Origin of the sequence: Virgibacillus necropolis (genome assembly GCF_044793635.1) — a bacterium.
Classification (GTDB): Bacteria; Bacillota; Bacilli; order Bacillales; family Amphibacillaceae; genus Virgibacillus_F; species Virgibacillus_F necropolis_A.
Genome location: NZ_CP084992.1, coordinates 2,141,007 through 2,167,896, shown reverse-complemented (window position 1 = coordinate 2,167,896; position 26,890 = coordinate 2,141,007). Strand labels below are relative to the sequence as shown.

General features: G+C 37.0%; 23 protein-coding genes, 1 tRNA gene and 2 other annotated features. Of the genes, 9 read left to right on the top strand and 15 right to left on the bottom strand.

Annotated features, from left to right (window positions below):
- The first annotated feature begins 23 nt into the window (after positions 1-23).
- Positions 24-671, top strand: coding sequence for a deoxynucleoside kinase (locus LG329_RS10375; RefSeq protein ID WP_404450763.1), 648 nt, complete (start codon positions 24-26; stop codon positions 669-671).
- Between the two features lie 13 nt (positions 672-684).
- Positions 685-1,371 (top strand): deoxynucleoside kinase, encoded by a 687-nt coding sequence (locus tag LG329_RS10370; protein WP_404450761.1) that lies wholly within the window; start codon positions 685-687, stop codon positions 1,369-1,371.
- A gap of 49 nt (positions 1,372-1,420) precedes the next feature.
- On the opposite strand, the gene proC is transcribed toward LG329_RS10370, so the two are convergent.
- The 7 genes from proC to guaB all read right to left on the bottom strand — a co-directional run bounded on the left by proC (position 1,421) and on the right by guaB (position 9,106).
- The gene (gene proC, locus LG329_RS10365) at positions 1,421-2,239 is read right to left on the bottom strand and encodes a pyrroline-5-carboxylate reductase (RefSeq protein ID WP_404450760.1); all 819 of its coding nucleotides are present in this window, start codon (positions 2,237-2,239) and stop codon (positions 1,421-1,423) included.
- A 45-nt stretch (positions 2,240-2,284) separates the two neighbouring features.
- Positions 2,285-2,500, bottom strand: a binding site (T-box leader).
- Between the two features lie 123 nt (positions 2,501-2,623).
- Positions 2,624-2,716: transfer RNA gene (locus LG329_RS10360), tRNA-Ser, on the bottom strand.
- Positions 2,717-2,874: 158 nt separating this feature from the next.
- A complete protein-coding gene (gene serS, locus LG329_RS10355; RefSeq protein ID WP_404450759.1) occupies positions 2,875-4,149 on the bottom strand; it encodes a serine--tRNA ligase in 1,275 nt (424 codons plus the stop codon).
- 158 nt (positions 4,150-4,307) lie between these two features.
- Positions 4,308-4,523, bottom strand: a binding site (T-box leader).
- Between the two features lie 32 nt (positions 4,524-4,555).
- Positions 4,556-5,146: a pyridoxal 5'-phosphate synthase glutaminase subunit PdxT gene (gene pdxT / locus LG329_RS10350; protein ID WP_404450758.1), complete on the bottom strand. Its 591-nt coding sequence runs from the start codon at positions 5,144-5,146 to the stop codon at positions 4,556-4,558.
- A 15-nt stretch (positions 5,147-5,161) separates the two neighbouring features.
- Positions 5,162-6,046 carry a pyridoxal 5'-phosphate synthase lyase subunit PdxS gene (gene pdxS / locus LG329_RS10345; RefSeq protein ID WP_404450757.1) on the bottom strand — a complete coding sequence of 295 codons (885 nt, stop codon included), beginning with the start codon at positions 6,044-6,046 and terminating at the stop codon, positions 5,162-5,164.
- A gap of 52 nt (positions 6,047-6,098) precedes the next feature.
- Positions 6,099-7,439: a serine hydrolase gene (locus tag LG329_RS10340; RefSeq protein ID WP_404450756.1), complete on the bottom strand. Its 1,341-nt coding sequence runs from the start codon at positions 7,437-7,439 to the stop codon at positions 6,099-6,101.
- Between the two features lie 197 nt (positions 7,440-7,636).
- Complete coding sequence (guaB, locus tag LG329_RS10335; protein WP_404450755.1) at positions 7,637-9,106, bottom strand: IMP dehydrogenase; 1,470 nt, start codon at positions 9,104-9,106, stop codon at positions 7,637-7,639.
- A gap of 178 nt (positions 9,107-9,284) precedes the next feature.
- Here guaB and LG329_RS10330 point away from each other — a divergent pair, with 178 nt between their 5' ends.
- Positions 9,285-10,235, top strand: coding sequence for a YaaC family protein (locus LG329_RS10330; protein WP_404450754.1), 951 nt, complete (start codon positions 9,285-9,287; stop codon positions 10,233-10,235).
- A gap of 60 nt (positions 10,236-10,295) precedes the next feature.
- On the opposite strand, the gene LG329_RS10325 is transcribed toward LG329_RS10330, so the two are convergent.
- The 8 genes from LG329_RS10325 to dnaA all read right to left on the bottom strand — a co-directional run bounded on the left by LG329_RS10325 (position 10,296) and on the right by dnaA (position 20,863).
- Positions 10,296-11,390: an HD-GYP domain-containing protein gene (locus LG329_RS10325; protein WP_404450753.1), complete on the bottom strand. Its 1,095-nt coding sequence runs from the start codon at positions 11,388-11,390 to the stop codon at positions 10,296-10,298.
- A gap of 129 nt (positions 11,391-11,519) precedes the next feature.
- The gene (gene gyrA, locus LG329_RS10320) at positions 11,520-14,051 is read right to left on the bottom strand and encodes a DNA gyrase subunit A (protein ID WP_404450752.1); all 2,532 of its coding nucleotides are present in this window, start codon (positions 14,049-14,051) and stop codon (positions 11,520-11,522) included.
- Between the two features lie 224 nt (positions 14,052-14,275).
- Complete coding sequence (gene gyrB, locus LG329_RS10315) at positions 14,276-16,201, bottom strand: DNA topoisomerase (ATP-hydrolyzing) subunit B (RefSeq protein ID WP_404450751.1); 1,926 nt, start codon at positions 16,199-16,201, stop codon at positions 14,276-14,278.
- A 53-nt stretch (positions 16,202-16,254) separates the two neighbouring features.
- Positions 16,255-16,539, bottom strand: a complete 285-nt coding sequence (gene remB, locus LG329_RS10310; RefSeq protein WP_404450750.1) for an extracellular matrix regulator RemB — start codon at positions 16,537-16,539, stop codon at positions 16,255-16,257.
- Positions 16,540-16,555: 16 nt separating this feature from the next.
- On the bottom strand, positions 16,556-17,668 hold the full coding sequence (gene recF / locus LG329_RS10305) for a DNA replication/repair protein RecF (protein WP_404450748.1): 1,113 nt from the start codon (positions 17,666-17,668) through the stop codon (positions 16,556-16,558).
- Between the two features lie 42 nt (positions 17,669-17,710).
- Positions 17,711-17,935, bottom strand: coding sequence for a S4 domain-containing protein YaaA (gene yaaA / locus LG329_RS10300; RefSeq protein ID WP_404450747.1), 225 nt, complete (start codon positions 17,933-17,935; stop codon positions 17,711-17,713).
- Positions 17,936-18,187: 252 nt separating this feature from the next.
- Positions 18,188-19,324, bottom strand: coding sequence for a DNA polymerase III subunit beta (gene dnaN / locus LG329_RS10295; RefSeq protein ID WP_404450746.1), 1,137 nt, complete (start codon positions 19,322-19,324; stop codon positions 18,188-18,190).
- Positions 19,325-19,510: 186 nt separating this feature from the next.
- On the bottom strand, positions 19,511-20,863 hold the full coding sequence (gene dnaA, locus LG329_RS10290; protein WP_404450745.1) for a chromosomal replication initiator protein DnaA: 1,353 nt from the start codon (positions 20,861-20,863) through the stop codon (positions 19,511-19,513).
- 1,004 nt (positions 20,864-21,867) lie between these two features.
- On the opposite strand from dnaA, the gene rpmH reads away from it, so the two are divergent.
- The 6 genes from rpmH to mnmE all read left to right on the top strand — a co-directional run bounded on the left by rpmH (position 21,868) and on the right by mnmE (position 26,730).
- Complete coding sequence (gene rpmH, locus LG329_RS10285) at positions 21,868-22,002, top strand: 50S ribosomal protein L34 (RefSeq protein WP_404450744.1); 135 nt, start codon at positions 21,868-21,870, stop codon at positions 22,000-22,002.
- 179 nt (positions 22,003-22,181) lie between these two features.
- Complete coding sequence (gene rnpA, locus LG329_RS10280; RefSeq protein ID WP_404450743.1) at positions 22,182-22,523, top strand: ribonuclease P protein component; 342 nt, start codon at positions 22,182-22,184, stop codon at positions 22,521-22,523.
- Positions 22,524-22,604: 81 nt separating this feature from the next.
- Positions 22,605-23,375 carry a YidC family membrane integrase SpoIIIJ gene (gene spoIIIJ, locus LG329_RS10275; RefSeq protein ID WP_404450742.1) on the top strand — a complete coding sequence of 257 codons (771 nt, stop codon included), beginning with the start codon at positions 22,605-22,607 and terminating at the stop codon, positions 23,373-23,375.
- Complete coding sequence (gene jag, locus LG329_RS10270) at positions 23,372-23,986, top strand: RNA-binding cell elongation regulator Jag/EloR (protein WP_404450741.1); 615 nt, start codon at positions 23,372-23,374, stop codon at positions 23,984-23,986. The genes spoIIIJ and jag overlap by 4 nt, the downstream gene beginning before the upstream one ends.
- Before the next feature lie 184 nt (positions 23,987-24,170).
- Complete coding sequence (locus LG329_RS10265; RefSeq protein WP_404450740.1) at positions 24,171-25,157, top strand: M20/M25/M40 family metallo-hydrolase; 987 nt, start codon at positions 24,171-24,173, stop codon at positions 25,155-25,157.
- Between the two features lie 196 nt (positions 25,158-25,353).
- The gene (mnmE, locus tag LG329_RS10260) at positions 25,354-26,730 is read left to right on the top strand and encodes a tRNA uridine-5-carboxymethylaminomethyl(34) synthesis GTPase MnmE (protein ID WP_404450739.1); all 1,377 of its coding nucleotides are present in this window, start codon (positions 25,354-25,356) and stop codon (positions 26,728-26,730) included.
- Positions 26,731-26,890: the final 160 nt, after the last annotated feature.

The following is a 26,890-nucleotide window of genomic DNA, read 5'->3' as shown; positions in this document are numbered from 1 at the left end:
AGACATTGAATGGGGGAATACACATGGCAGAGGTTCCGTTCATTGCCATAGAAGGACCAATTGGCATTGGGAAAACATCCTTAGCAAAGAAATTATCTGTCCATTTTGATTTCCATTTATTAAAAGAAATTGTGGAAGAAAATCCTTTTTTAGGAAAATTCTACGATGACATTGACGAGTGGAGTTTTCAAACAGAGATGTTCTTTTTATGCAATCGATTTAAACAATTAGAAGACATCGAAAAAAAATACTTACATGAACATAAAGCGGTTATTGCCGATTATCATATATCCAAAAACATGATTTTTGCAAAACGTACATTACAACAGGATAAATTTGAAAAATACGAGCAAATCTATCATATTTTAACAAAAGATATGCCAGTTCCAAACATGATGATTTATTTACATGCAAGCCTTGATACAGTTCTTTCACGGATCAAACAACGCGGACGTGAAATTGAGCAGAATATTAAGCCTTCCTACCTGGCACAGTTAGCAAGCGATTACGAGGATTATATGAATCAGTTTGAGGCATTGCATCCTGATATCCCTGTCATCCGAATCAATGGTGACGAAATGGATTTTGTGAAGCAGCAGGAAGATTTAAATACGATCATCAAACAAGTGGAAAGCCATTTAAACAATCATAAAGCAACAGTGCAACGATAAAGGGGACAAAATAATGAATTTACGTGAGAAGTATCATATTCCGAACGATAGTATCATTACTATTGCCGGAACGGTTGGTGTAGGTAAATCAACGATGACAAATGCACTAGCAAATGCACTACAATTTAAAACATCACTTGAAAAAGTTGAATCAAATCCTTATTTGGGAAAATTTTATGATGACTTTGAACGATGGAGCTTTCATCTTCAGGTGTATTTCCTAGCAGAACGATTCAAAGAACAAAAGAAAATATTTGAATATGGCGGCGGGTTCATCCAAGACCGTTCTATTTATGAGGACACAGGCATTTTTGCAAAAATGCATTATGAAAATGGAACAATGTCAAAAATCGACTATGAGACATACACCAATCTTTTTGAAGCAATGGTGATGACACCGTACTTCCCACATCCGGATCTATTGATTTATTTAGAGGGTACACTTGATGAAGTATTGGATCGCATCAAGGTCCGCGGCCGTGAGATGGAGAAGAACACCCCATTAAGCTATTGGGAAGAAATGTATACACGATATGAAAATTGGATTAACAATTTTAATTCTTGTCCGATACTGCGAATCAAAATTTCAGATTACGATTTAATGAAAAAAGAAGAATCCATCGAACCAATTCTGGAAAAAGTTGGCCATTTTATTCAACAATCAAGAAAATGGAAAACAAGAGAACTGGTAAGAAAATAAAAGTTAGAGGTAGTTCATTCACTAGTCAAAATGAACTACCTCTTTTAATTTACTTATTTTTTTCCCCTAACGCAATAGAACGTTCGCGTGCACTTTTCACACACTCCTTAATTGCCTTTTGAAAATTTAACTCATCCAACGTTTCAAGCCCAGCTTGGGTTGTACCGTTTGGACTTGTAATTTTTTTACGTAAAACCTCTGCTGAATCACCAGAACGCTTCAACATTTCTCCTGCACCAGTTATCGTCTGCATGATCAATTCCTGTGCGGTTTCTTTATCTAATCCAGTCTGAACTGCAACTTCTTCCATAGCTTCCGCTAAATAATAGATATACGCTGGTCCACTTCCGGAAAGTCCTGTCACTGTATGCATATCTTTTTCATCTATAATTGTAGTTGTTCCAATCGTGTTAAAAAGTGAAACAATTTCATCTAACTGTTCATCGGTTACCGTAATGTCCCTTGCGATAGCCGTTGCAGAGTAACCGATTGACGCAGATGTATTCGGCATCGTACGAACGACTGGTACTCCATCTCCAACAATAGTGGAAATAGATGCAATTGATACACCGGCTAACACAGAAACAATTACTTGATTTGGTTTGATATGTGCCTTAATTGCTTCAACAGCATCATTTAAATCATATGGTTTCATTGATAAAACAATCATATCTGCATCTGTTATTGCTGCTTGACGATCTGTTGTACATTGCACCTGATAACGTTCTTTTAAACGTTTCAACCTTTCTTCGTTGTCTTTATTCGTAACAAAAATTTGTTCTGGATGCAGGTGCCTTTCATTTACAATTCCAGCAATAATAGACTCCGCCATTGACCCTGCGCCGACAAATGAAATTTTATTCAACATGGTTTTACCTCCTTTATAATCAAAAAACCCCAATCTGTCCTTCACAAAAAGGACGGATTGGGGTTTATATCCGCGGTACCACCTTAGTTGGCAAATTACTGCCCACTTTACATTGATAACGCAGAATAAGCTGCGGTTAGCTTTTATCTAACGACTTCCAGGTAGGATTCAATAATGCTACAACGATGGAATTTTTCAGCCGATGAATTCCACTCTCTTCAGTGTAGACAATCATTTACTTGGCCTGTTCATTGTTTTTTATAGTTATGCGATTTAGAATACTATACTTCCACGTAATCCCAATGTCAAGTAGTAAAAAAATAAAACCGCTACAAATTAGTAACGGTTTTAAGTATGTATATATCTATTCACTTATTTAATAAATGGAGGAGGTAGAGGGATTCGAACCCCCGCGCGGTTTGACCCGCCTGTCGGTTTTCAAGACCGATCCCTTCAGCCAGACTTGGGTATACCTCCGTAATCGACAAGTACTAATATATCATGGTAAAAATAGCTTGTCAATTATCTGTGGAAGATTTTTTAATAAATTTATTTGCCAAATGAAATAAAGAAGTGGTTGAAATATATATAAAACCTAGGTACCACAATATAGGGACCTAGGTTTTTAGTATAGTTTATTTAATTACATCTTTCCCACCCATATAAGGACGTAACACTTCAGGCACTGCTACAGTGCCATCTTCTTGCTGATAGTTTTCCAAGATTGCTGCAACCGTACGGCCAATTGCGAGTCCAGATCCATTCAAAGTATGAACGAATTCTGGTTTACCCTTTTCTTCACGTCTAAAACGAATACCTGCACGTCTTGCCTGGAAATCTTCAAAGTTAGAGCAAGAAGAAATCTCACGGTAGGTATCTTGGCTTGGAATCCATACCTCAATATCATACTTTTTAGCAGCAGTGAAGCCTAAATCACCCGTACACATGCTCATTACACGATAAGGTAATTTCAACAGCTGTAAAACCTTCTCAGCATGCCCTGTTAACTCTTCTAACACATCATATGACTCTTCTGGTTTCACAAAATGAACCAGTTCTACTTTGTTGAATTGATGCTGGCGAATTAATCCACGTGTATCTCTTCCAGCAGATCCCGCTTCAGAACGGAAAGATGCACTAAATGCCACGTATTTTTTTGGTAAATCATCATTACGTAAAATATCATCACGATGATAATTTGTTACAGGAACCTCTGCAGTTGGCACTAGGAAATAATCCCAATCAGCAATTTTAAAGGCATCCTCTTCAAACTTTGGTAGTTGCCCAGTACCAGTCATGCTTGTGCGATTTACCATATATGGAGGTAGCATTTCTTCATATCCATGCTCATCTGCATGTAAATCCATCATAAAGTTTAATAATGCACGCTCTAAACGAGCTCCAAGTCCTTTATAAAAAACAAAACGACTTCCTGTAACCTTTGCTGCACCTTCAAAGTCCAAAATCTCTAAATTAGTCGCAACATCCCAGTGAGGCTGTGCTTCAAATGGAAAGCTTGGGACATCACCCCACGCACGTGCCAACACATTTTCATCCTCATCTTCTCCGATTGGTACGCTCTCATGAGGAAGGTTTGGGATAGATAGTAACATTGTTTCCAATTTCACTTCAATTTCTTTTAATTCCGTATCCAGAACCTTGATTTGATCCCCAACTTCACGCATTTCTTTAATTGCTGGTTCTGCATCCTTTTTCTCTTTTTTTAAAACAGAAATTTGCTTAGATGCTTCGTTGCGTTTCGCTTTTAATGTTTCTGTTTCAGCGATTAGTTCTCTGCGACGGGCATCAAGTTCCTCAAACCTATCTAGTTCAGATAAATCTTCCCCGCGATGTGCAAGTTTCGTTTTTACTTCTTCAAAATTAGTACGTAAATACTTCATGTCTAACATGGTTTGAACTCCTCCTTAAAAATTGATAAAGTGTTGTGTTGCATAAATTGGATTCATTGCCTTGGGATAAGCATTTATCCGCCAATTATAAAATATATCGGCCGATACACTCCCCCACAGCATCCCCCTTTAAAATCACAAAAAACTCCCGTCCCAAAAATAGGGACGAGAGTATAATTCCCGCGATGCCACCCTGATTGAAGAGATCAACTCTTCCGGCTCGAAAATGTTAACGGTTTTAACCCGGGTTCACCTACTTAGTGTTCAGTAAACCAGTTTAAGGATGGATTCGCAGGTAACTAACATCGATTTACACCAACCATCGACTCTCTTCAGAAAGCTCCACTGTTACTATTTCCTTGCATTACTGTTTAAATTATTATGATATATCATACATAACTTTTTATTAAGATGCAAGTGTTTCTACAGATTGTTCCACCATTTTGACAAAATATTCTACAAAACGGTTATCATCGGTCAACTCCGGATGAAATGCAGTACACAAATAGTGACCTTGTTTCGCTGCCACAATTCGATCCTGATGAGTTGCCAGAACTTCTACTTCTGCCCCTGCTTCGACCACATATGGTGCCCGAATAAATACTGCATTAAAATCATCAGCTACATGTTTAATCGCGAGTTCCTGTTCAAAGCTTGCTACCTGGCGACCAAATGCGTTTCGTGCAACTTTCATGTTCATCAAACTCAAATGAGCATGATCTTGACCTTCTATTTTACTAGCCATCAGGATTAATCCAGCACAGGTACCAAAAATAGGTTTGCCCTTTTTGCCAAACTCCTGCAGTGCTGTGAAAAACCCATAGCTATCAATTAAGCGCCGCATCGTTGTACTCTCTCCACCTGGAAGTATTAATCCATCGATGTGCTCAAGTTGTTCTGTACGTTTAATTTCAATTGCTTTTGCACCAGATGCTTCGACAGAACGAATATGTTCGCGAACTGCACCTTGAAGTGCAAGTACACCAATTGTTGTCATACCAATTCCTTCTTTCTATTCGCTACGATCTTGCATACGATCAGATGCATCTAACGTGCTCATTTCGATACCCTTCATAGCAGTACCTAGGCCTTTTGAAAGCTCAGCAATTAGCTTGTAATCTGTGTAATGTGTTGTCGCTTCAACAATAGCTTTTGCAAATTTAGCTGGATTATCTGACTTAAAGATACCTGATCCAACGAATACTCCATCAGCACCTAGTTGCATCATTAATGCAGCATCAGCAGGCGTCGCAACTCCTCCTGCAGCAAAGTTAACAACTGGCAGGCGACCTTCTTCGCGGATTTGTAGTAATAGCTCATATGGAGCACCGATATTTTTAGCAAATGTCATAACTTCATCCTTAGACATTGCAGATAATTGACGGATTTCTGATTGAATTTGGCGCATGTGACGAACTGCTTCGACAATATTTCCTGTACCAGGTTCACCTTTTGTGCGAAGCATGGAAGCACCTTCACCAATTCGACGTGCAGCTTCCCCGAGGTTACGACATCCACAAACAAACGGAACCGTATAATCTGATTTATTTAAATGAAATACATCATCTGCTGGAGTTAATACTTCACTCTCGTCAATATAGTCTACACCCATTGATTCCAATACGCGTGCTTCAACAATATGACCAATACGAGCCTTTGCCATTACAGGAATCGATACTGCATTCATTACTTGTTCTGTAATTTCAGGACCAGCCATACGGGCTACTCCTCCTGCAGCGCGGATATCAGATGGAACACGTTCTAACGCCATTACAGCAACTGCTCCTGCCTCTTCTGCGATTCTTGCTTGTTCAGCGTTCACAACATCCATGATCACGCCGCCTTTTTGCATTTCTGCCATTCCACGTTTTACACGTTCTGTTCCTGTATTTGTCATTCGTAAATCCCCCTATTTTTCTGAAACTTTTTAGTTTAGATTATTATACTACTTAGAACCAACCTTTAACAGTGTCAACAATTGTAGAAAACAAATTACTGAAAAAATCGCCAATTGAACCTAGAATCAGCATAAACCAATTGTCTTTTTCTACCGAATCCTGTGCTATTATATCAACTGTTTTATTCGATTCTGCGTTAAATATATAACCAAAATCATTTTCGCCTTCAAAGATTAATTCTGCAGTGCCAATCTTTTCCCCTTTTTCGATTGGTGCAGTTAATTCCCCATCTTTGTTTAACTTTTCTTTGTCTATCGTATATTTTAGTGTATATTTCTCTGCTTGTCCCTGTTGTACAGGTACTTTAATAGCTTTATTGGTAGCAATTTCAACTGTTTCTTCTTTTCCATTGGCAATAGGAAGTGCTTCTTGACCATCTACTTGATGGCCTTTAGCAAATAATTCTTTTGTTTCGAAATTTGAAAAACCATAATCGAAAAGTTTTGCGGTTTCATGAAAACGCTTTGCTTTACTATCCGTTTTCATTACAACAGAAATAAGACGTTGCCCATTCCGTTCTGCTGTTCCTGTAAAACAATATCCAGCAATATCTGTATGACCGGTTTTTAAACCATCTACACCTTTGTAGTTGAATTGCTGTAAGAATGTTGCTTTATGTGGCAGCATCCAGTTTAAATTCTCGACATTTTTATAGCCTTCGAAGTCTAAAGAGATCTGACTTGATACACTTAATGCTTCTGGATGATCATTAATAAGGTTATATGCAAGTAACGCTGCAGATCTTGCGGATAATAAGTTATTCGCATTTGGGTCTGTTCCCTCTGGTACATTTTCACCCAACAAGGAATTGGGTAGGCCTGTAGAATTAACAAATTTATAATCTGGTAATCCCATTTCCTCTGCTTTTTTATTCATCATTTTTACAAAATCGCCTTCTGATCCTGCGATTAGTTCAGCAAGTGCAATTGTAGTACCATTATCAGAGATAATCGCCATCGCATCATATAATTCTTTTACCGTATATTCTTTATCCTGACGCAATCCAATTCCTGAAAGGAGTGGGCTTGCAGAAATACTATACGCGTAGTCACTGATCTTCGTTTTTGTATCCCAGCTGATTTGACCACTTTCAATCGCATCCCATACAAGGTATTCGGTCATCATTTTAGTCATACTAGCTGGTGGTAGTGCTATATCAGCATCTTTAGCAAATAAGATTTTCCCTGTTTCTGCGTCAACTAAAATTGCTGATTCTGCTTCAAGTTCAACTGTCTTTGCTGCCTGTGTTGCCAAAGGTTGTACGAATACCGTTGCCATCATTACAAATGCTACGAGCAATAATGACAAATTTCTCTTTACGTTGTGTTTCACTTTCTCTACCTCCACCTGTTAAATCAGACTTCACCCTCAATTTTGTTGGAAAAGTCACGATATGTATATCTATTTTTTTGTATGCATCTTTGATAGTTTACCACATAAAACAGCAAAAAAATAGACGGGGAATATTCCCTATCTATTTTTTCTACTAGGATATTTCACCTACATAACGACATTAAATTGTATAATATTTATACCGAGTAATTTGGTGCTTCTTTCGTAATTTGAACATCGTGTGGATGACTCTCGCGTAAACCAGCATTGGTAATGCGAATAAATCGCGCATCATTTCGTAAAGACGTAATAGTAGCTGTTCCGCAATATCCCATTCCTGCCCGTAATCCACCAATCAGTTGATGAACTGTATCTGCAAGTGGTCCTTTATATGCAACTCGTCCCTCGATCCCTTCTGGTACAAGCTTTTTCGTTTCTTCTGATTCTTGGAAATAGCGGTCCTTAGAGCCTGCTTTCATCGCTCCAACAGATCCCATTCCCCGATAGACTTTATATTGTCTGCCTTGGAAAATTTCTGTATCGCCAGGACTTTCTAAAACACCAGCAAACATACTACCAAGCATAACAGCATGAGCACCTGCTGCCAGGGCTTTAACAACATCTCCAGAATACTTAATTCCACCATCTGCTATGATTGGAACACCGTATTCAGAAGCTGCCATTGCACAATCATTAATAGCAGTGATCTGCGGAACTCCAACACCTGCTACTACACGTGTAGTACAAATAGAACCAGGTCCAATTCCAACCTTTACTATCGTTACGCCAGCCTCAATCAATTCTTGCGTAGCTTCAGCGGTTGCAACATTTCCTGCGATAATATCTAAATCTGGATAAGCTTGTCTTACACGTCTCACTTGCTCTAGTACACCTTGTGAATGGCCATGTGCTGTATCGATTACAACTACATCTACACCACTATTTACCAGATGTTCAATTCGTTTCATGGCATCAACTGTTACACCAACAGCCGCTCCTACCAATAATCTTCCTTGTGCATCCTTAGCTGCATTTGGAAATTCAATCACTTTTTCAATATCTTTAATCGTAATTAATCCTTTTAATACACCATCATCATCAACAAGTGGTAATTTTTCAATTTTATATTGCTGCAGAATTTTTTCAGCTCCATCAAGCGTTGTTCCAACTGGTGCTGTTACAAGGTTTTCACTTGTCATTACTTCATGAATTAATATGGAATAATCCTGAATAAAACGTAGGTCACGGTTAGTTAAAATACCTACAAGCTTTTGTTCTTCTTGATTATTTACAATTGGGACTCCAGAGATGCGAAACTTTCCCATCAAATGTTCAGCATCAAAGACTTGATGTTCAGGAGTTAAAAAGAAAGGATTTGTAATAACACCACTTTCAGAACGTTTTACACGATCAACCTGTTCTGCTTGATCTTCAATCGACATGTTTTTGTGTATGACACCAAATCCACCTTGACGTGCCATTGCTATAGCCATTTCTGCTTCTGTCACAGTATCCATGCCTGCACTAATGAACGGAGCATTTAGCTTTATGTTTTCTGAAAGCTTTGTTTTTAGTTCTACATCCTTAGGGAGTATTTCTGACTTTGCTGGTACCAACAATACATCATCAAACGTTAATCCTTCTTTAACAAACTTATCCTTGCGCATCTTTATCCTCCTAATTGTAATTTTTTGGCATACGTTATATGCGTATAATTTATATATAAGGTTACACTAATTGTTACTTAGAATACGGTATCGAAATGTGTTTTTCAACAGGTTGTTACTAAAGTTAAAAAAGAAAATTGATTCAAAATATTGTAATTGTTCTGTGAGGAGGAAATGTATGACAAAACAGGATATATCAGCCTTTTATAACTCGCTACAAAACCTCCATTCCAGTCAAAACTTTTTAGAAAATTGTTATGCAACGATTGATGGGGTGAATACCGGGGCAAAAAGCTATGAAAACAGCGGAACATTTATGTATTACTTAGATCAGGGACAGCTTTTTTTAACGGAAGGAAAAAAAGGAGATATACGACTTAAACCGCTATTATATTTCTATGGGATGGGTCATATTATAAAGGCTTGCTTACTAACGAACCGTCCTAATTATCCGGAATCTACATCAATTTTAGCACACGGGGTGTCTGCTAGAAAACGAAAGAAGAAAGATTATACCTTTATCCAAGATGAAGTGAAAGTTCAACAGAATGGCTTATTTACATACTCATGTAATTATCTATTCTCATTAAAAACACCACCTATTACCAAAGTTAAAATGGACTTTTTATTTAGGTTAATCCCTGAAATGAATGACTTTTTTGCTTTTAACAATGAGGAAAAAGGTATTTCCATTGGAAGGATTGACTCAACTACATTATGCTTTCCGATTTCGATAATCGATAACTACCATTTAACAGAACGGGCATTCATTAAGCGGATAAGCACCTATTTACCTGAAATTAAAAAAGTAGAATCAACCAAGAAACATCTATTGGTGAGAATAGAAAAGCCTATTCAACAGTTGAACGGACCTTTTTATTGTCATTGGGAAAAACAAGAGATATATTTCCCTTGTGACCGTACTTATTTTGTTTCTGTACCAGAGATTTTAATACATTATTTATTACTTTATAACTTAAGTATGATTAGTCGATATGAAACCGAGTATTGGGGGGAACTTTTTGCAACAAAATATGGGGTAGACTATTCGATCATTGTCCATTATTTAACTATTGTGGTGGATAAAGTTGAAAATTTGCTTGGAGAGTGGTTACAACAAAGACAATAGGTTCTTTATCATGGTGATGTTGTGTAAAAATGCCACAGAAATTACTTCTGTGGCATTTGTTTAGATTATTTCCTCAATATAAATGGATGTATTGTTTTTAAGTGTCAGAATTTCTTCTGATTGACAAAGCTGTATCATTGGACGAGTAGGGAACTTATCTTCTACAAATACAATTTCTCCAGCTTGTCCATTAGACAACCTAACCTTTGTCCCTATGGAAAAATTAGCTAAGCTTTTCGTGAACGTGTCTACCACCTGGTAGTCAAAATCTGTGTATTTAACACGTGAAAGTTCCTCAACCACCTGGAATGGCGATTGTTTTGGTTGATACAATCTATCACATGTCATCGCATGGTATATATCACTCACAGCAATAATTCTAGAGTAAGTATGAATCTTTTCTTTTTGTAAACCAAATGGATAGCCGCTTCCATCTATTCGTTCATGATGCTGCAGAATAGCTAGTTTTACAATTTGCGTGATTGTTGGAATATGTTCGACCATACGGTATGAATACGAAGGATGATTTTTCAATTCATTAATCTCTTCAACTGATAATGACGTTTTTTTATTCAGAATAGATGGTGAAACCTTTGCCATACCACAATCACTTAAAAAGCCCGCAAACCCTATTTGAATCCAATCTCCACTAGAAAATCCCATCTTTTTACCTAAATAAGCTGCAATTATACTTACTGAAACACTATGATGATACATATAATCATTCTTCGTATTAAATTGATGCAGGGTAAAAACATCTGCATCATCTCGATCGATGCGTTCGAATAATGGCATTACTAGTTTTCGTACCGCAGGCATATCAACCTGGATATTATTTTGCCAGGAAGTAAATAACTTCTTATAACTTTGAACCACAAATTGATAATGATCAGCAAATGAAAGTTTGCTAACATCATTTGTCGGCTCTACTCGCTTCTTAGATTCCTTTTTCTTTTGAACAATATTTGGTGTAAAAGTTTTGCCATCTGAAAGCTTTGAACCCACATCGACATAAGTAATAAAAAATTTTTCCAATATCATAATATGTTCCTCGGTTAGAACGGTATTTTTAGGAATGATTGCCCGATTCGATTTCCCTTTTACATCGTGTAACAACATACAGCCTGGAACTAATTGTGACGGTTCCACACGCATGCCAATTCCCCCCTTTTAGAAAAGCGCAAGCGCTGAAGTTATATTAAAAAAAGGCAACTCAAAGAGAAATTTCCTTTTCACTTCTCTACAGAGTTGCCTTAAAAAATGCTACTTCATCCTGTTGTTAACCTATTCTTCTTGATTACCATCTTCTTGTTCAGTTGTTATTTCTTCAGTTACCTCGGAGAAATTTTCAGCGTTTACATCTTCTTCGATAACTTCTTCTTCCTCTTCAGGCTCAACTTTCGCAACTGTGGCAACCTCTTCATTTTCCTGTAAACGAATTAAACCAACGCCACGCGTATTACGTCCTGATTGTGAAATACCAGCGACTGGGATTCGGATTAAAACACCAGCAACAGTAATGAGCATAATGTCTTCTTCTCCCGTAACTGCCTTCACTGTAACAACGTGTCCAGTATCCTCATTCAGCTTACATGTGAAAATACCTTTACCACCACGTTTGGTGATTCGATATTGATCTTCAGGTGTACGTTTTCCGACCCCTTTATTCGTAACATGTAAAATCTGTAATCCTTCTTCCAGGATTTCCATTGATACAACTTCATCATCGCCACGCAAGGAAATACCTCGAACCCCTGCCGCTGTACGACCCATGGAACGGATTTGATCTTCTGGAAAACGGATTAAATAGCCATTATTAGTAGCAATCATAATGTCCTTCGTTCCGTCCGTTAAGCGAACCGAAATAAGTTCATCATCATCACGCAGGTTAACTGCAATTAACCCACCTTTTCGGATATTCGCAAATTGCGATAAAGTTGTCCGCTTCGAAATACCTTTTCGTGTCGTAAAGAATAAAAACCAGTCATCCGCAAATTCGTTAACTGTGATTACAGCATTAATTGATTCCTCTTTTTCAATTTGTAATAAATTAATTACAGGAATCCCTTTTGCAGTCCGACTAAACTCAGGAATTTCATATCCTTTGGCACGATACACTTTACCTTTATTAGTAAAGAATAAGACGGTATCATGTGTAGAAGTAGATACTAGATGCTCAACAAAGTCGTCATCATTTGTACCCATTCCTTGAATACCACGACCATTACGTTTCTGCGTACGATACGTAGATGCTGGTAGACGCTTAATATATCCTTGATGTGTAAGTGTGATTACGATACTTTCTTCTGGAATTAAGTCCTCATCTTCAATGAAGTCCATTCCTCCGACCATAATCTCCGTACGACGTGGATCATTATAGCGTTCTTTAATCTCCGTTAATTCTTCACGGATAATCTCTAATACTTTTTCATCATCCGCTAAAATTGCTTTTAACTCATCAATTAACTGAATGAGTTCGTTGTATTCATTTTCAATTTTTTCTCGTTCTAAACCTGTTAGACGTTGCAAACGCATATCTAAAATTGCTTGAGCTTGCTTCTCAGACAGACCAAAACGCTCTATTAATGCATCGCGTGCTATATCGCCAGTTTTTGACTGACGAATTAACGCAATAACTTCATCAAGATGGTCTAATGCTATACGCAATCCTTCTAGAATGTGAGCACGGGCTTCTGCTTTTCTTAATTCAAAAGCCGTTCGACGCTTGATGATTACCTTCTGATGATCTAGATAATGTACCAAAGATTGTTTAATATTTAATACTCTCGGATGTCCATCAACCAATGCCAACATATTTATACCAAAGGTCGTTTGTAACGACGTATATTTATATAAATTATTTAATACAACATTTGGATTTACATCCCGGCGCAATTCCATAACAACACGAAGGCCATTACGATCCGATTCATCTCGTAAATCAGTAATGCCCTCAATGCGCTTATCGCGAACAAGGTCTGCAATTTTTTCAATTAACTTTGCTTTATTTACTTGATATGGAAGCTCAGTAGCAATAATCGTTGATTTTCCATTTTTGTTTTCCTCGATATTTACCTTTGCTCGAATAGTTATTGAACCCTTACCAGTTTCAAATGCCTTACGTATTCCACTGCGCCCAAGAATTTGACCAGCTGTAGGAAAGTCTGGTCCATAGATATGATTCTCCATTAAATCGTCAATGGTGATTTCAGGATCTTTACTGATGGCTAAAACAGCATCAATCGTTTCCCCTAAATTATGTGGTGGAATATTGGTTGCCATACCAACTGCAATACCTGAAGTACCATTAACAATTAGGTTAGGAAAACGGGATGGAAAAACAACAGGTTCACGTTCAGAACCATCATAGTTATCTCTATAATCAATGGTATCTTTGTTTATATCACGTAATAATTCCATAGATATTTTGGACATACGTGCCTCTGTATAACGCATAGCCGCAGCAGAGTCCCCATCAACGGAACCAAAGTTTCCATGGCCATCTACAAGCATATAACGATAGCTAAAATCCTGTGCCATACGTACCATCGTTTCATAAACAGCTGAATCACCGTGTGGATGATACTTACCAATTACTTCTCCGACAATACGCGCTGACTTTTTGTGTGCTTTATCCGAATGCATACCTAGGTCATTCATTGCATATAAAATTCTACGATGAACAGGCTTTAAGCCATCACGAACATCTGGTAATGCACGAGATACAATTACACTCATTGCATAGTCAAGAAATGATGTACGCATTTCCTGACTAATATTTATTTCTTGAACATTAGACCGTTCTTGATCCGCCATTTTGTTACCTCCTCGTCACATTAAATCTGTGACAATCACTATCTATCTCTTTAATTACTTGCTTATGCGTCCGCTTCTGAACAGTCGCCTCCGCTTTTCTTTTATAGCTACGGCTCCTAGAAGCTGCCGTCATAGTCAATAGACACTCCGAACACGATGGACCGTGTGCTCTACGGTCTTTTGACTATGCTTGTCGTCGCTGTCCAGCCCACTCCGCTTTTCTTTTATACATCCAGGTTTTTTACGTATTGGGCGTTTTCTTCGATAAAGTTACGTCTTGGTTCTACTTTGTCACCCATCAACATATCAAAGACTTGATCAGCTTCAATAGCATCATTCAAATCAACCTGTAATAATGTACGCGAATCTGGGTCCATTGTAGTTTCCCAAAGTTGTGTTGCATTCATCTCTCCAAGTCCTTTATATCTTTGTATTCCTGCTTTCGGGCTACTAGGGATTTCTGCTAAAATACGATCCATTTCCTTGTCATTATACGCATAGTAAGCAGCTTTACCTTGCTGTATTTTGTACAATGGTGGTTGAGCTATATAGATATAGCCCTTTTCTAAAAGTGGCCGCATGTAACGATAGAAGAACGTTAATAATAGAGTACGAATGTGCGCACCATCAACATCAGCATCTGTCATAATTACAACCTTGTGGTAACGTGCTTTCGAAATATCAAAATCCTCAGCAATACCCGTCCCGAGTGCCGTAATCATCGCTCTTACTTCATTGTTAGATAATATCCTATCAAGTCTTGCTTTTTCTACGTTCAAAATCTTACCACGTAACGGAAGGATTGCCTGGAAGTGGCGATCCCTTCCTTGCTTAGCTGAACCACCTGCGGAATCACCCTCAACAATGTATAGCTCACTTATCTTGGCATCCTTTGAAGAACAATCTGCAAGTTTACCAGGTAAGTTTGATATCTCTAAAGCACTTTTACGGCGCGTTAATTCACGTGCCTTCTTTGCAGCCGCACGTGCTCTAGATGCCATTAGGCCTTTTTCAACTACTATTTTTGCAACGGAAGGATTTTCAAATAAAAATTTAGAGAATGCTTCACTAAACATGGAATCCGTAACAGTTCGAACTTCACTGCTTCCAAGCTTTGTTTTCGTTTGGCCTTCAAATTGTGGATCTGGGTGCTTAATCGAGATAATTGCTGCCATACCTTCTCGCACATCATCTCCAGTTAAATTTGGGTCATTTTCTTTGAATAAATTATTTTTTCTAGCATAATCATTGATTACACGTGTTAATCCTGTTTTAAATCCTGATTCATGTGTTCCACCTTCATGTGTGTGGATATTATTTGCAAAGGAATAAATATTACTAGCAAAACCGTCGTTATATTGTACTGCGACTTCGACTGTAATCCCTTGATCTTCTGATTCTGTATAAAACGGTTCATGAAGAACCTCACGTGATTGATTGATATATTCTACATAGGAGCTAATTCCACCCTCATAATAATAATTAACAGGTTCTTGATCATTTCGTTTATCTTCTAGTGATATACTAAGTCCTTTATTTAAAAAGGCTAACTCGCGCACACGAAGTGCAAGCGTATCAAAATCATAAGATGTAGTCTCAGTAAAGATACCAGTATCTGGTTTGAAGTGGATAATGGTTCCAGTAATATCAGTATCACCGATAACTTTTAATTCCTCCTGTGGAACACCTCGTTCAAAGCCTAAAAAGTGAACCTTACCATCTAAATGAACATAAACTTCTAGATTACTTGAAAGAGCATTAACAACCGATGCGCCTACTCCGTGTAATCCACCGGAAACCTTATAACCGCCCCCACCAAATTTACCACCCGCATGAAGTACCGTCATAATAACTTCAACAGCAGGACGACCAGTCTTTTTTTGAATGCCAACTGGAATACCACGGCCATTATCCTTAACCGTAATACTATTATCCTTTTCAATAATAATCTCAATTTGATCACAATAACCTGCTAGTGCCTCATCAATACTATTATCAACAATTTCCCATACAAGATGATGTAAGCCTCTTTCACTCGTAGAACCTATATACATTCCTGGCCTTTTGCGAACAGCTTCCAAACCTTCCAGCACCTGAATTTGATCTGCGCCATAGGCTTCTTCACTTGTAATATTATTTTCTGACGACATCTTTTCACCCACATTTCTTTAATAAGAGATTGACCCTCTTTTAAAAACTGTATCTATTCATTCTCTACTTCATCTGTGTAATCATCTAGCTTACTTATAGTTGAAATCATGCTTGCTCGTTTTTTAAGTGTTGCGACTGATAATGAACTAAAATATATTAAATCCTTTGTTATCACAACAGACTTTGCTTCCTCAGTTGGTGTGACTATAGATTTGTTTTTGGTTGCACGTTGAATCATCTCTTCCATAATGGACGATGAGGAAATAATATTACGATCAATAATAGAAATTACATCCTTTGATTGAATCACATTATCATTTCCGATATGAATAAACATATAATCTATACCACCTCTATGTGTCTACTTTGCCATTGTTTACTCGAAATAGTTCTGCTTTTTCCAATGTCGCGTGATTTATTCCATCAACACTCGTAGTGGAAACGAAAGTTTGTACTTTTCCCTGAATTGTATTGAGTAGATGTGATTGTCTATAATCATCTAATTCACTCAAAACATCATCAAGCAGAAGTATTGGGTATTCACCAACCTCATTATAAATTAATTCAATTTCCGCAAGCTTCATCGAAAGAGCCGTTGTACGCTGTTGTCCTTGTGAACCATACGTTTGCACATCTTTATTATTCACGTAAAAAAGTAAATCATCGCGATGCGGACCAATGAGTGTCGTTCCACGATCTATTTCTTTTGTTTCAATTTCTTGAAATTTCGATAAGTATCTATTTTCTATTGTCGCCTTATTTGCATCTTCTGATACTTCTATCGTTGCTGCATATTTAATTTCCAGTTGTTCAAGACTTCGACTGATTTGATGATGTATAGGCCTGGCCCATTTACGCAACAAATCAAGGAAAGCAAACCTTCTTTCCAATAATATTGTTGCATGCTCAATTAATTGTTCCGTCAGAACCCAAAGTACTGCAGGGTCTTTTTGTTGATTACGTTGCATTTGCTTCAGTAAATGATTTCGTTGTTTCAGAACTTTTTGATACTGTCCAAGATGATAAATATAGCGTGGCTGTATTTGACCAAGTTCCATGTCAATAAACCGCCTGCGAATTTGTGGCGGCCCCTTTACTAAAGTTAAGTCCTCTGGGGCAAACATAACTACATTTAATGCTCCGATATAATCACTTAACCGCTTTTGTTCAAGATGATTTAATTTTGCTTTTTTCCCTTTTGTTGACACGATGATTTCAAGCGGAAAAGATTGATTTCTTTTCGTTATCTTACCTTCTATTTTAGCATACTCTTTTTCCCACTGGATAAGTTCTTTCTCCCGTGGGGTGCGATGTGATTTTGAAAAAGCTAAAACGTAAATAGCTTCCATCAGGTTTGTTTTCCCTTGTGCATTTTCACCAATTATCACATTCACTTTATCATCAAAAGCGAGGTCTAACACATCGTAATTTCGATAATTTTTTAATTGTAATTGCTGAATATGCATGATTATTCCTCATTTATTTCTTAAAATAATTGTTATCACTATTTAATCTTCTTTTTTTACTACTTCAAATGAACCTGCTTGTTCCACTTCTACTAAATCATTCGGGTAAAGCTTTCTGCCTCGTCGTTTTTCTAATTCACCATTAACGATTACGCCTTGATCTTGTAGAAAAGACTTTATAAACCCACCTGATTCAAAAATGTTTGCGAGCTTCAAAAACTGTCCAAGGGTTATATAATCCGTAGTAATTTCTATTTTTTCATGCATTTTTTTCACCAAATTCTTTTATAGAGTTTGTATATGATTTATTAATAGCATAGGTATTAAGCAAATTAAAATACGTTCAAATAATCAAATACAAGTGCCTTCTATCTATTTTACTAAAGTTTTGGTGTTTAGGGAAGGAAGTAGCCTAAAATTGTTTATTAACGTTATATAAACGCTTTAATTTTACAATACAACGCAAAAAACGCCCTCATTTTTAGAAAATGAAGAGCGTTTTTTGCTTATTAATCAATTTTAGTATGTCCGGACTGGTAAAATCAGCTGCAAGATTGGGTCATTATTTTCTGGTCTGATAATAAATGGACGCATCGCACCCGTAAATTCAATCTTTACTTCATCATTTTCAATAGCTTTTAATGCATCTAACATGTATTTGGAGCTAAAAGAAATTTTTAAATCTTCACCTTCAATTGATTGAACAGTCATTTCCTCTACAACTCTACCAACTTCTGGTGAATTACTTGTAATCTCAATTAATTGACTATCCTTTGTTGCAAGGCGAACAACATTATTACGATCTTCTTTTGCAAGTAAGGAAGCACGATCGATTGTATTTAATAAATCTTTTGTTTTTGCATGGATAACAGTTTTACTTTCCTCTGGTATTAATCGTGATGTTTCTGGGTAATTTCCATCTAGTAATCTAGATAAGAAATACACATGCTTGGTTCGGAAAAGAATTTGGTTATTCGTTACGCTAATTTCAACTGGATCTTCGGTATCAGATAAAATTTTATGAAGTTCATTTAGACTTTTTCCAGGTACAACAACACTAGGGATATCAAACTGGGATTGTTGAACAGGAATTTCACGAGATGCCAAGCGATGGCTGTCTGTTGCAGTGAAGCTCAATGTTTCATTTGAAAAGTTAAGCTTGACTCCAGTTAAAATTGGACGTGTTTCCATGGTAGAGACAGCAAATACAGTCTGTTTTATTAAACTTTTTAGTAGATCTGTTGGCATTTCAAAGCTTTCATCTGTTTGGAGCATTGGTAGTTGTGGATACTCTTCAGCATCTTGTCCATTTAGATTAAATTCAGCTTTACCAGAACGGATTGTTACCTTTAAGTTTTCATCAGCTGTTATTTCTACTGTTTTTTCTGGAAGTTTACGAACGATATCCGGGAAATATCGAGCTTGTAGTACAATACTGCCAGTTTCAATATCCTCTACATGAACGATTCCATCTTCTTCTACAGGTATAAAGGACTGAATGGAAATATCAGAATCACTTCCTGTAAGGGTAATTCCACCATTTGTTGCTTCAATTTTCATACCAGTCAATATTGGAATTGCTGTACGAGATGATATAGCCTTCATGACATCTTGAACACTTGTAATTAATTTGTCGCGTTGAATTTTAAATTTCATGAAATAAATCCTCCTAATGGAAGTTCTTTATATATATTTTTATTAATAAAAAATAGTAGTAATAGTAATAGGGACTGTGATTATGTGGATAACTCATTTTTTACTGTATTTATAGAGTTCCAACCCCTGTGGACAGTTTGTTGACAAGTGTGACCCCTCTATACACACTATTCACATGTTGGTAACTTATAAATTTTTCAGTTCCTCTTTAATTTCATCAATATCCTGGTTTATGGTTGTATCGTTTTCTAGCATTCGAGATATTTTCTCATGCGCATGAATGACAGTTGTATGATCACGGCCACCAAATTCCTCACCAATTTTAGGTAAAGAAAAGTCGGTCATTTCCCTTGAAAGATACATCGCTATTTGCCTAGGAAATGCAATGGATTTGGTTCGTTTCTTCGCTATGAAGTCTTCCTGCTTAATATTGTATTTCTCACCAACAACCTGTTGAATCTTCTGTATGGTAACAACTTTTGGCTTTTTACTTGGGATAATATCCTTTAACGCATCAGCTGCAAGAGAAGCATCTATATCTCGATTGACTAGCGATGAATAGGCAACAACGCGTATTAGGGCACCTTCAAGTTCGCGAACATTTGTATCAATTTGATTGGCTATATATAGCATGACTTCATTTGGAATGTCGAGTCCTTCTGCTTTAGCCTTCTTACTTAAAATTGCACTACGCGTTTCTAAATCTGGTGGTGTAATATCTGTAATTAATCCCCATTCAAACCGAGAACGTAGACGATCCTCAAGTGTCGGAATCTCCTTAGGTGGACGATCACTGGAAATAATAATTTGTTTATTTTCTTCATGTAAGGTATTAAAGGTATGGAAAAATTCCTCTTGCGTAGATTCTTTTCCAGCGATGAATTGAATATCATCTATTAGTAGAACATCTACATTACGGTACTTATTACGGAAATTAATTGTTTTGTTATCCATGATGGCATTAATAAATTCATTCGTAAATTTTTCAGATGATAAATAAACCACTCGCGCATCTGGGTTATGATCACGAACATAGTGACCGATTGCGTGCATGAGATGGGTTTTACCAAGTCCAACTCCACCATATATAAAAAGTGGATTGTAGGCCTTTGCTGGAGCCTCCGCTACCGCAAGTGAAGCAGCATGAGCAAAACGGTTTCCTGATCCAATAACAAAGGTATCAAACGTATAGTTTGAATTTAACATTGTTTTGGGAGCATCTGTACTCTGGTTATTTTGAACAGCAGGAATGGACTTTGGAGTTGAATTTACTTCATCCGCTTCAGTATTTGTCTCAGGAATAATGAACTTGGTCTTTAACGATGCACCAGTTATTTCAAATAATATTTCTGAAATTAATACAGTGTATCTACCTTCCAGCCAGTCTCGTGCAAATTCATTTGGTGCGGAGACAATTAATGTATCTTCTTGAAGCTTTTCTGCTTTTGTATTTTTCAACCATGTGTCAAAGCTCGGCTTACTAACCTTTTCTTCAACTTTTTCAAGCGTAGCCGTCCATAACTCTTCGATGTTTTCCAAGTTTGGTTCACTCCTTTCAGCAAGATATGATACAAAAAGCCTCTCTCAATCTTTCAGCGCTTAACGAAGTTTTGAAAGATGGAAAGGCATTTTTTGGCAGTTAGGAAAGTATAAATCCTTTCTTACTGCATAAGTGCAACTAAGGCTTGGCGATAAGCCAAGTTTTCTAATAAGTAAAGAATGTATAAAATGTTGACATTGAATATTTTGGTAGCCATGTAGGGCCACGTCCAGCTCCAGCGCCCAGCGACTATTGGATTTCCTTTACCTCCTTACGATAACAGTTCGACATAGTCGAACGTCCTTAACCGCTTACGCTTACCGTGTTTCCTTTATCTCATAAGAAAGAAGGAAGTTCGATTAAAACCGCCACTTTGAGTGGCAACATCGAACTACCCACGTTGCGTGGGCAAAATCCATACGTCGCTAAACGGGCGCTTGCGCTTTTGTTCCTCTTATGGAAAGTATAAATTTCCAAGGATTTAATTTAAAAACTACCTTACTAATTAGGAAAAATAGGAAGTAAGTAGAAAAATTGTTTATTTTGACGTGTGGATAATAAATAGCTTTACATAAGTAGTTAGGAAACGTTATGTACGTTTTCCACATAATTGTTGATAAGTTGATAAACAGTGGTGTGAACAAGTATCCACAGGTTATTAACAGAATGTGGATATCTTTTGTTCATTTTTCACTTTTCCACATCTTAAAACACAAATATAATACCAAAAAAAAGACTTTAATGCAATGGCTTTCTCGACACTTATCCACAAAAACCACCCCTTGTAGACAAGTTTTATCCACACCACTATATTTTGTGATTATCCTGTCGATAAATTGTGTGGATAAAAAAATGTCGAAACAAAGAGTAAACAATAGCCTGTGGGTAACTGAATTTTAAAAGGAAGTTGACAGATGGTACATGTTTTACGTATAATAATTTAGACTGTCTATTGGATATGTTTTAGTTTGAATTTTTAATTCCTCAGGGAGGTGTAAGATAGATGAAAAGAACGTACCAACCAAATAACCGTAAACACAAAAAAGTACATGGATTTCGTGCACGCATGGCTACGAAGAACGGACGTAAAGTACTAGCGCGTCGTCGTCTAAAAGGAAGAAAAGTACTATCTGCATAGACCGCTGATCAAGTCAGTGGTTTTTTTTCAGAAGAGAAGCAGTGTTTCCTGTTCCTTCTTGCAATGGAGGAGCTATGGGATCACTGCTTATTATATAGATAGAGTTAATTGCATTGATTTGAGCTCAAGCGTCTACCCCTGACATGCGCTTGCGCTTTTATATAGTAAAGGTGATTGAAATGAAAAAAGCGTTTCGTATAAAAGATAATGAAGAGTTTCAACTTGTATTTAAAAAAGGAAAGTCTTTCGCCAACCGCCAGCTGGTGCTATATTATATGGAAAAAGAAGGACAAACCCACTTTCGAGTCGGGATCTCTGTAGGGAAGAAAATTGGAAACGCTGTTACACGAAATCGAATAAAACGTCATTTACGTCATGCGTTCCAGGACCTAGAAGTGCAGATTTCCAAACCAAGAGATATCATTATCATTGCAAGACAACCAACAAAAGATATGACGTATGAACAGTTTAAAAAGAGTTTGATTCATTTGTTATCAAAAGAACGTTTATTAAAAAAATAAATTATAAGTTTATGATTAAATATTAAACGCTTTAATGATAGAATATATGTATACATAGGGGCTTTGTAAGGAGGAAATCTAGTGTCAAAGAAGTTTTTATTGCTAGTAAGCATGATAGGGTTAGTTGTGTTGCTTTCCGGTTGTATGAATATTAATGAACCAATTACACCTGATAGTGAAGGTTTTTGGAATGAATACTTTGTATTTCCTATGTCATGGTTGATCACATATTTCGCTGAATTATTTGGTAATAACTATGGTTTGGGTATTGTTGTTGTAACTATTATAGTTCGGTTAGTACTATTACCACTTAATGTTAAACAATTAAAAAGTTCAAAAGCAATGCAGGATGTACAACCTGAGCTTAAGGAACTTCAAAAGAAATATAGCTCAAAGGATGCAAATACACAGCAAAAATTACAAAAAGAAACAATGGCTTTATTCCAGAAGCATGGGGTAAATCCGTTGGCAGGGTGTTTGCCTATTTTTGTACAAATGCCGGTATTAATCGCTATTTACCATGCGATTATGCGAAATCAGGAAATTCAAGAACATAGTTTTTTATGGTTTGAACTGGGTGCACCGGATCCATTTTTTATTCTTCCAATCGTTGCTGGGGCAGCAACTTTCCTACAGCAAAAATTAATGATGGCTGGGAGTCCGGCGGGTCAAAACCCACAAATGATGGTAATGTTATATGTTATGCCAATTATGATCGCTGTATTTGCAATCTTCTTCCCAGCTGCATTAGCACTATACTGGGTTGTAGGTAACATCTTCATGGTTGCACAAACTGTTTTTATTCGTAAGCCAATGATGAAAGATGCTAGTACTGGAGGAGACAAAAAGTGAGAGAAATAACTGCTACTGGTCAATCGGTGGAAGAAGCGGTCCAATCAGCATTAGAGCAGTTAAACACATCTAGGGACCAAGTGGATATTGCTATTATTGACGAAGGTAAAAAAGGGCTTTTTGGTGTCTTTGGTTCAAAAAGATCAATTGTGAAAGTTACTTTTTCTAAAAATCAAATCCAACAAACAGAAAAGTATATCCATGAATTGACAAAAAATATGGGTGTTGAAGTTGAAATCACAACTACCATTGATGGCAATCATGTAACATTTGAATTAAATGGTGAAAAAATAGCCCTATTAATAGGGAAACGTGGTCAAACATTGAATGCATTGCAGTATTTAGTGCATTTAGTATTGAACAAGGATGGAAAACAGTTTTATTCGGTTACAGTTGATGCAGAAGGTTATCGTGGTCGTCGCAAAGAAACCCTTGAATCACTAGCATTAAAAATGGCTGATAAAGCAAAACGATTAAATAAAAAAGTGGCGTTAGAGCCTATGCCTGCTTATGAACGTAAAATTATTCATAGTGCATTGCAAGGTAATAAGAATATTTCTACGTATTCCGATGGTGTCGAACCACATCGCCATATTGTAATAAAACCATAATAAAGCTTAGCGAAAACCCTGGGAAACCGGGGTTTTTTGCATCGTATTATATATAGGTATAATTAGGTAGTACGATTGTATGATTCTTACAAATTTTACCACTACCTTTTCCTCATTTTCTCAAAAGATAAAGGTATTCACTTAATTTCCTAGAATTATTTATAAAATAATAACAGGAGAGGAAGTGGATACATTGAAACATGTAAAATTTGCTAGTTTAGTTGTGATGATTATTGCGCTCATGTGTACACCGGTCTATGCAGCACCAAGCGGACAAGGCAGTCAAGCCTTTGATAATAAGGTGGTTAAAAGGATTAAGGTTGATAATATCTATCAACATGTCTATCATTTATCAGAGGTTATTGGGTCGCGTGGCGCTGGTACAGAAGGTGAAGAACAAACAGTTGATTACCTGATAGAACAATTTGAAAGCTTTGGGTATGAGGATGTTAATGTCTATCCGTTCACATTTCAAACATGGGATGGTGAAGAAATTACCTCATATAATGTAGAAGCGGTAAAAGAACCAATGAAAAAGCATAACACGGGCCAAGCTATAATCGTTGGATCACATCATGACTCTGTACCATGGGGACAAGGTGCAAATGATGATGCATCAGGTACTGCGGCACTACTAGAATTAGCAAGAGTTTTTGCTAACACGCCAACAGACACGACAATTAAATTCGTGGCATTTGGTGCAGAAGAATATGGACTTTGGGGCTCACGAAAGTATGCTGAAGCGATGACACCAGAGGAAATAGAAAGAACAGTAGCTCAGTTCCAAATGGATATGGTTGGCAGTGAGGATGCAGGAGAATTAGTGATGTTTACAGCAGATGGTGAGAAAAATTTGGTTACAGATCTTGGAGCAGCAGCAGGATCGAGAGTAAGTGAACTTGTACCATACAGTGAACTTGGTAGAAGTGATCATGTTCCATTTCATAATTTAGGAATTCCAGCAGCATTGTTCATTCATACACCGTTGGAGCCTTGGTATCACACGGAAGACGATACAATTGAACACATTAGTAAAGAAAAATTAAAGGACGTAGCAAATATTGTTGGTGCAGCAATCTATCAAGTAGCTAGAAAAGATACTCCGGCGCTTGAAAAGGCTACTGTAGCTCCAGTACCTGTGGATTATTATTATGAGGAACCTCATTTATAAAACTGTTAATAACATAATTGAAGAAAAAGAGTTGCTTATTCACATGTGGATAAGCAACTCTTTTTTATTGGAATTATTATCTTTGTGGATAAGTTTATTTTTTAGTTAAAATGTGATATTCTATTTAGTTAGTGACGATAAAAAAATAAATGCTAATAATAGATATAAATAGATGCGATAAAAGTAGGTGAAAGACGTGGAGACAGATACAATAACAGCAATATCAACCCCGATTGGTGAAGGTGCAATTGCGATCGTTAGATTAAGTGGTCCAGATGCTATATCCATTTCCAATAATTTGTTTCAGGGGAAAAATTTAGATGAAGTGGATTCACATACCATTCACTATGGTAAAATAATTGATCCAGAAACAAATGAGGTAGCAGAAGAGGTAATGGTTTCAGTCATGCGTGCACCAAAAACATTTACTCGTGAAGATGTGGTCGAGATAAATTGTCATGGTGGCATGGTATCCATCAATCGTGTCTTGGAAATAATTTTGAGTAAAGGTGCGCGACTAGCAGAACCAGGGGAATTTACAAAACGAGCATTTCTCCACGGAAGAATCGACTTATCGCAAGCAGAAGGGGTTATGGATTTAATCCGAGCAAAAACGGACAAAGCGATGTCTGTTGCTTTAAAACAAATGGATGGGCGACTATCTGCTTTAATTCAGCGTTTAAGACAAGAGCTTCTAGAAACGGTCGCGCATGTGGAAGTGAATATCGATTATCCAGAATACGATGATGTAGAAGAAATGTCACATGAAATGATGCGTGTGAAAACAAAAGAAGTCCATGATGAAATTGAAAAGCTTTTAGAGGTTGCTAAGCAAGGTAAAATCTTACGTGAAGGACTCGCAACAGCTATTATTGGACGACCTAATGTTGGAAAATCTTCCTTGATGAACACACTTGTTCAGGAAAATAAAGCGATTGTTACCGATGTACCGGGTACTACGCGTGATATTATCGAAGAATATGTCAATGTTCGCGGAGTACCGCTTAGACTTGTCGACACTGCGGGAATTAGGGAAACTGAAGATATTGTCGAAAAAATTGGTGTCGAACGATCAAGAAAAGTGCTTAAAGAATCAGATCTTATTTTATTTGTTTTAAATAATAATGAAGAACTAACTATTGAAGATGAAAAATTATTTGAAGCAGTAACGGGATTAGAATATATTGTGATTATAAATAAAACAGATTTACCAGCTAAGCTGAATTTGGATGGTGTAAAAAAATTGGCTGAGGGTAAGCCGATTATAACGACATCATTGATTGAAGAAGAAGGGGTAGACGAATTAGAAAAAGCAATTGCTCAAACCTTCTTTACGGGTGAAATAGATAGTGGAGATTTAACCTATGTGTCGAATGTCCGTCATATTCAGCTTTTAAAACAAGCAAAAGAATCCTTAGAAGATGCAGTAGCAAGCCTAGAAATGGCGATGCCACTTGATATAATACAAATTGACGTAACTCGGACATGGGAACTATTAGGTGAAATAATTGGCGATACTGCAAGCGATAGCTTGATTGATCAGTTATTTTCACAATTCTGCCTAGGGAAATAAGAAAAGCGGAGGCGACTGTACAGCGACGTACAGATAGATGGAACTGTGAAAGTACGGCGAAATTTCCGTACATTCATCAGGGCAAACTATCTGCAAGTGCTAGGAGCCGCAGCTAGACAAAAAAAGCAAGAAAAAATAGAAGTTATTCGGTTTTTATATA

Coding starts and splice junctions, on each gene's coding strand:
- LG329_RS10375 (WP_404450763.1), top strand. CDS start 24: ATGGCAGAGGTTCCGTTCATTGCCATAGAAGGACCAATTGGCATTGGG.
- LG329_RS10370 (WP_404450761.1), top strand. CDS start 685: ATGAATTTACGTGAGAAGTATCATATTCCGAACGATAGTATCATTACT.
- proC (WP_404450760.1), bottom strand. CDS start 2,239: ATGTTGAATAAAATTTCATTTGTCGGCGCAGGGTCAATGGCGGAGTCT.
- serS (WP_404450759.1), bottom strand. CDS start 4,149: ATGTTAGACATGAAGTATTTACGTACTAATTTTGAAGAAGTAAAAACG.
- pdxT (WP_404450758.1), bottom strand. CDS start 5,146: ATGACAACAATTGGTGTACTTGCACTTCAAGGTGCAGTTCGCGAACAT.
- pdxS (WP_404450757.1), bottom strand. CDS start 6,046: ATGACAAATACAGGAACAGAACGTGTAAAACGTGGAATGGCAGAAATG.
- guaB (WP_404450755.1), bottom strand. CDS start 9,106: ATGCGCAAGGATAAGTTTGTTAAAGAAGGATTAACGTTTGATGATGTA.
- LG329_RS10330 (WP_404450754.1), top strand. CDS start 9,285: ATGACAAAACAGGATATATCAGCCTTTTATAACTCGCTACAAAACCTC.
- LG329_RS10325 (WP_404450753.1), bottom strand. CDS start 11,390: ATGCGTGTGGAACCGTCACAATTAGTTCCAGGCTGTATGTTGTTACAC.
- gyrA (WP_404450752.1), bottom strand. CDS start 14,051: ATGGCGGATCAAGAACGGTCTAATGTTCAAGAAATAAATATTAGTCAG.
- gyrB (WP_404450751.1), bottom strand. CDS start 16,201: ATGTCGTCAGAAAATAATATTACAAGTGAAGAAGCCTATGGCGCAGAT.
- remB (WP_404450750.1), bottom strand. CDS start 16,539: ATGTTTATTCATATCGGAAATGATAATGTGATTCAATCAAAGGATGTA.
- recF (WP_404450748.1), bottom strand. CDS start 17,668: ATGCATATTCAGCAATTACAATTAAAAAATTATCGAAATTACGATGTG.
- yaaA (WP_404450747.1), bottom strand. CDS start 17,935: ATGCATGAAAAAATAGAAATTACTACGGATTATATAACCCTTGGACAG.
- dnaN (WP_404450746.1), bottom strand. CDS start 19,324: ATGAAATTTAAAATTCAACGCGACAAATTAATTACAAGTGTTCAAGAT.
- rpmH (WP_404450744.1), top strand. CDS start 21,868: ATGAAAAGAACGTACCAACCAAATAACCGTAAACACAAAAAAGTACAT.
- rnpA (WP_404450743.1), top strand. CDS start 22,182: ATGAAAAAAGCGTTTCGTATAAAAGATAATGAAGAGTTTCAACTTGTA.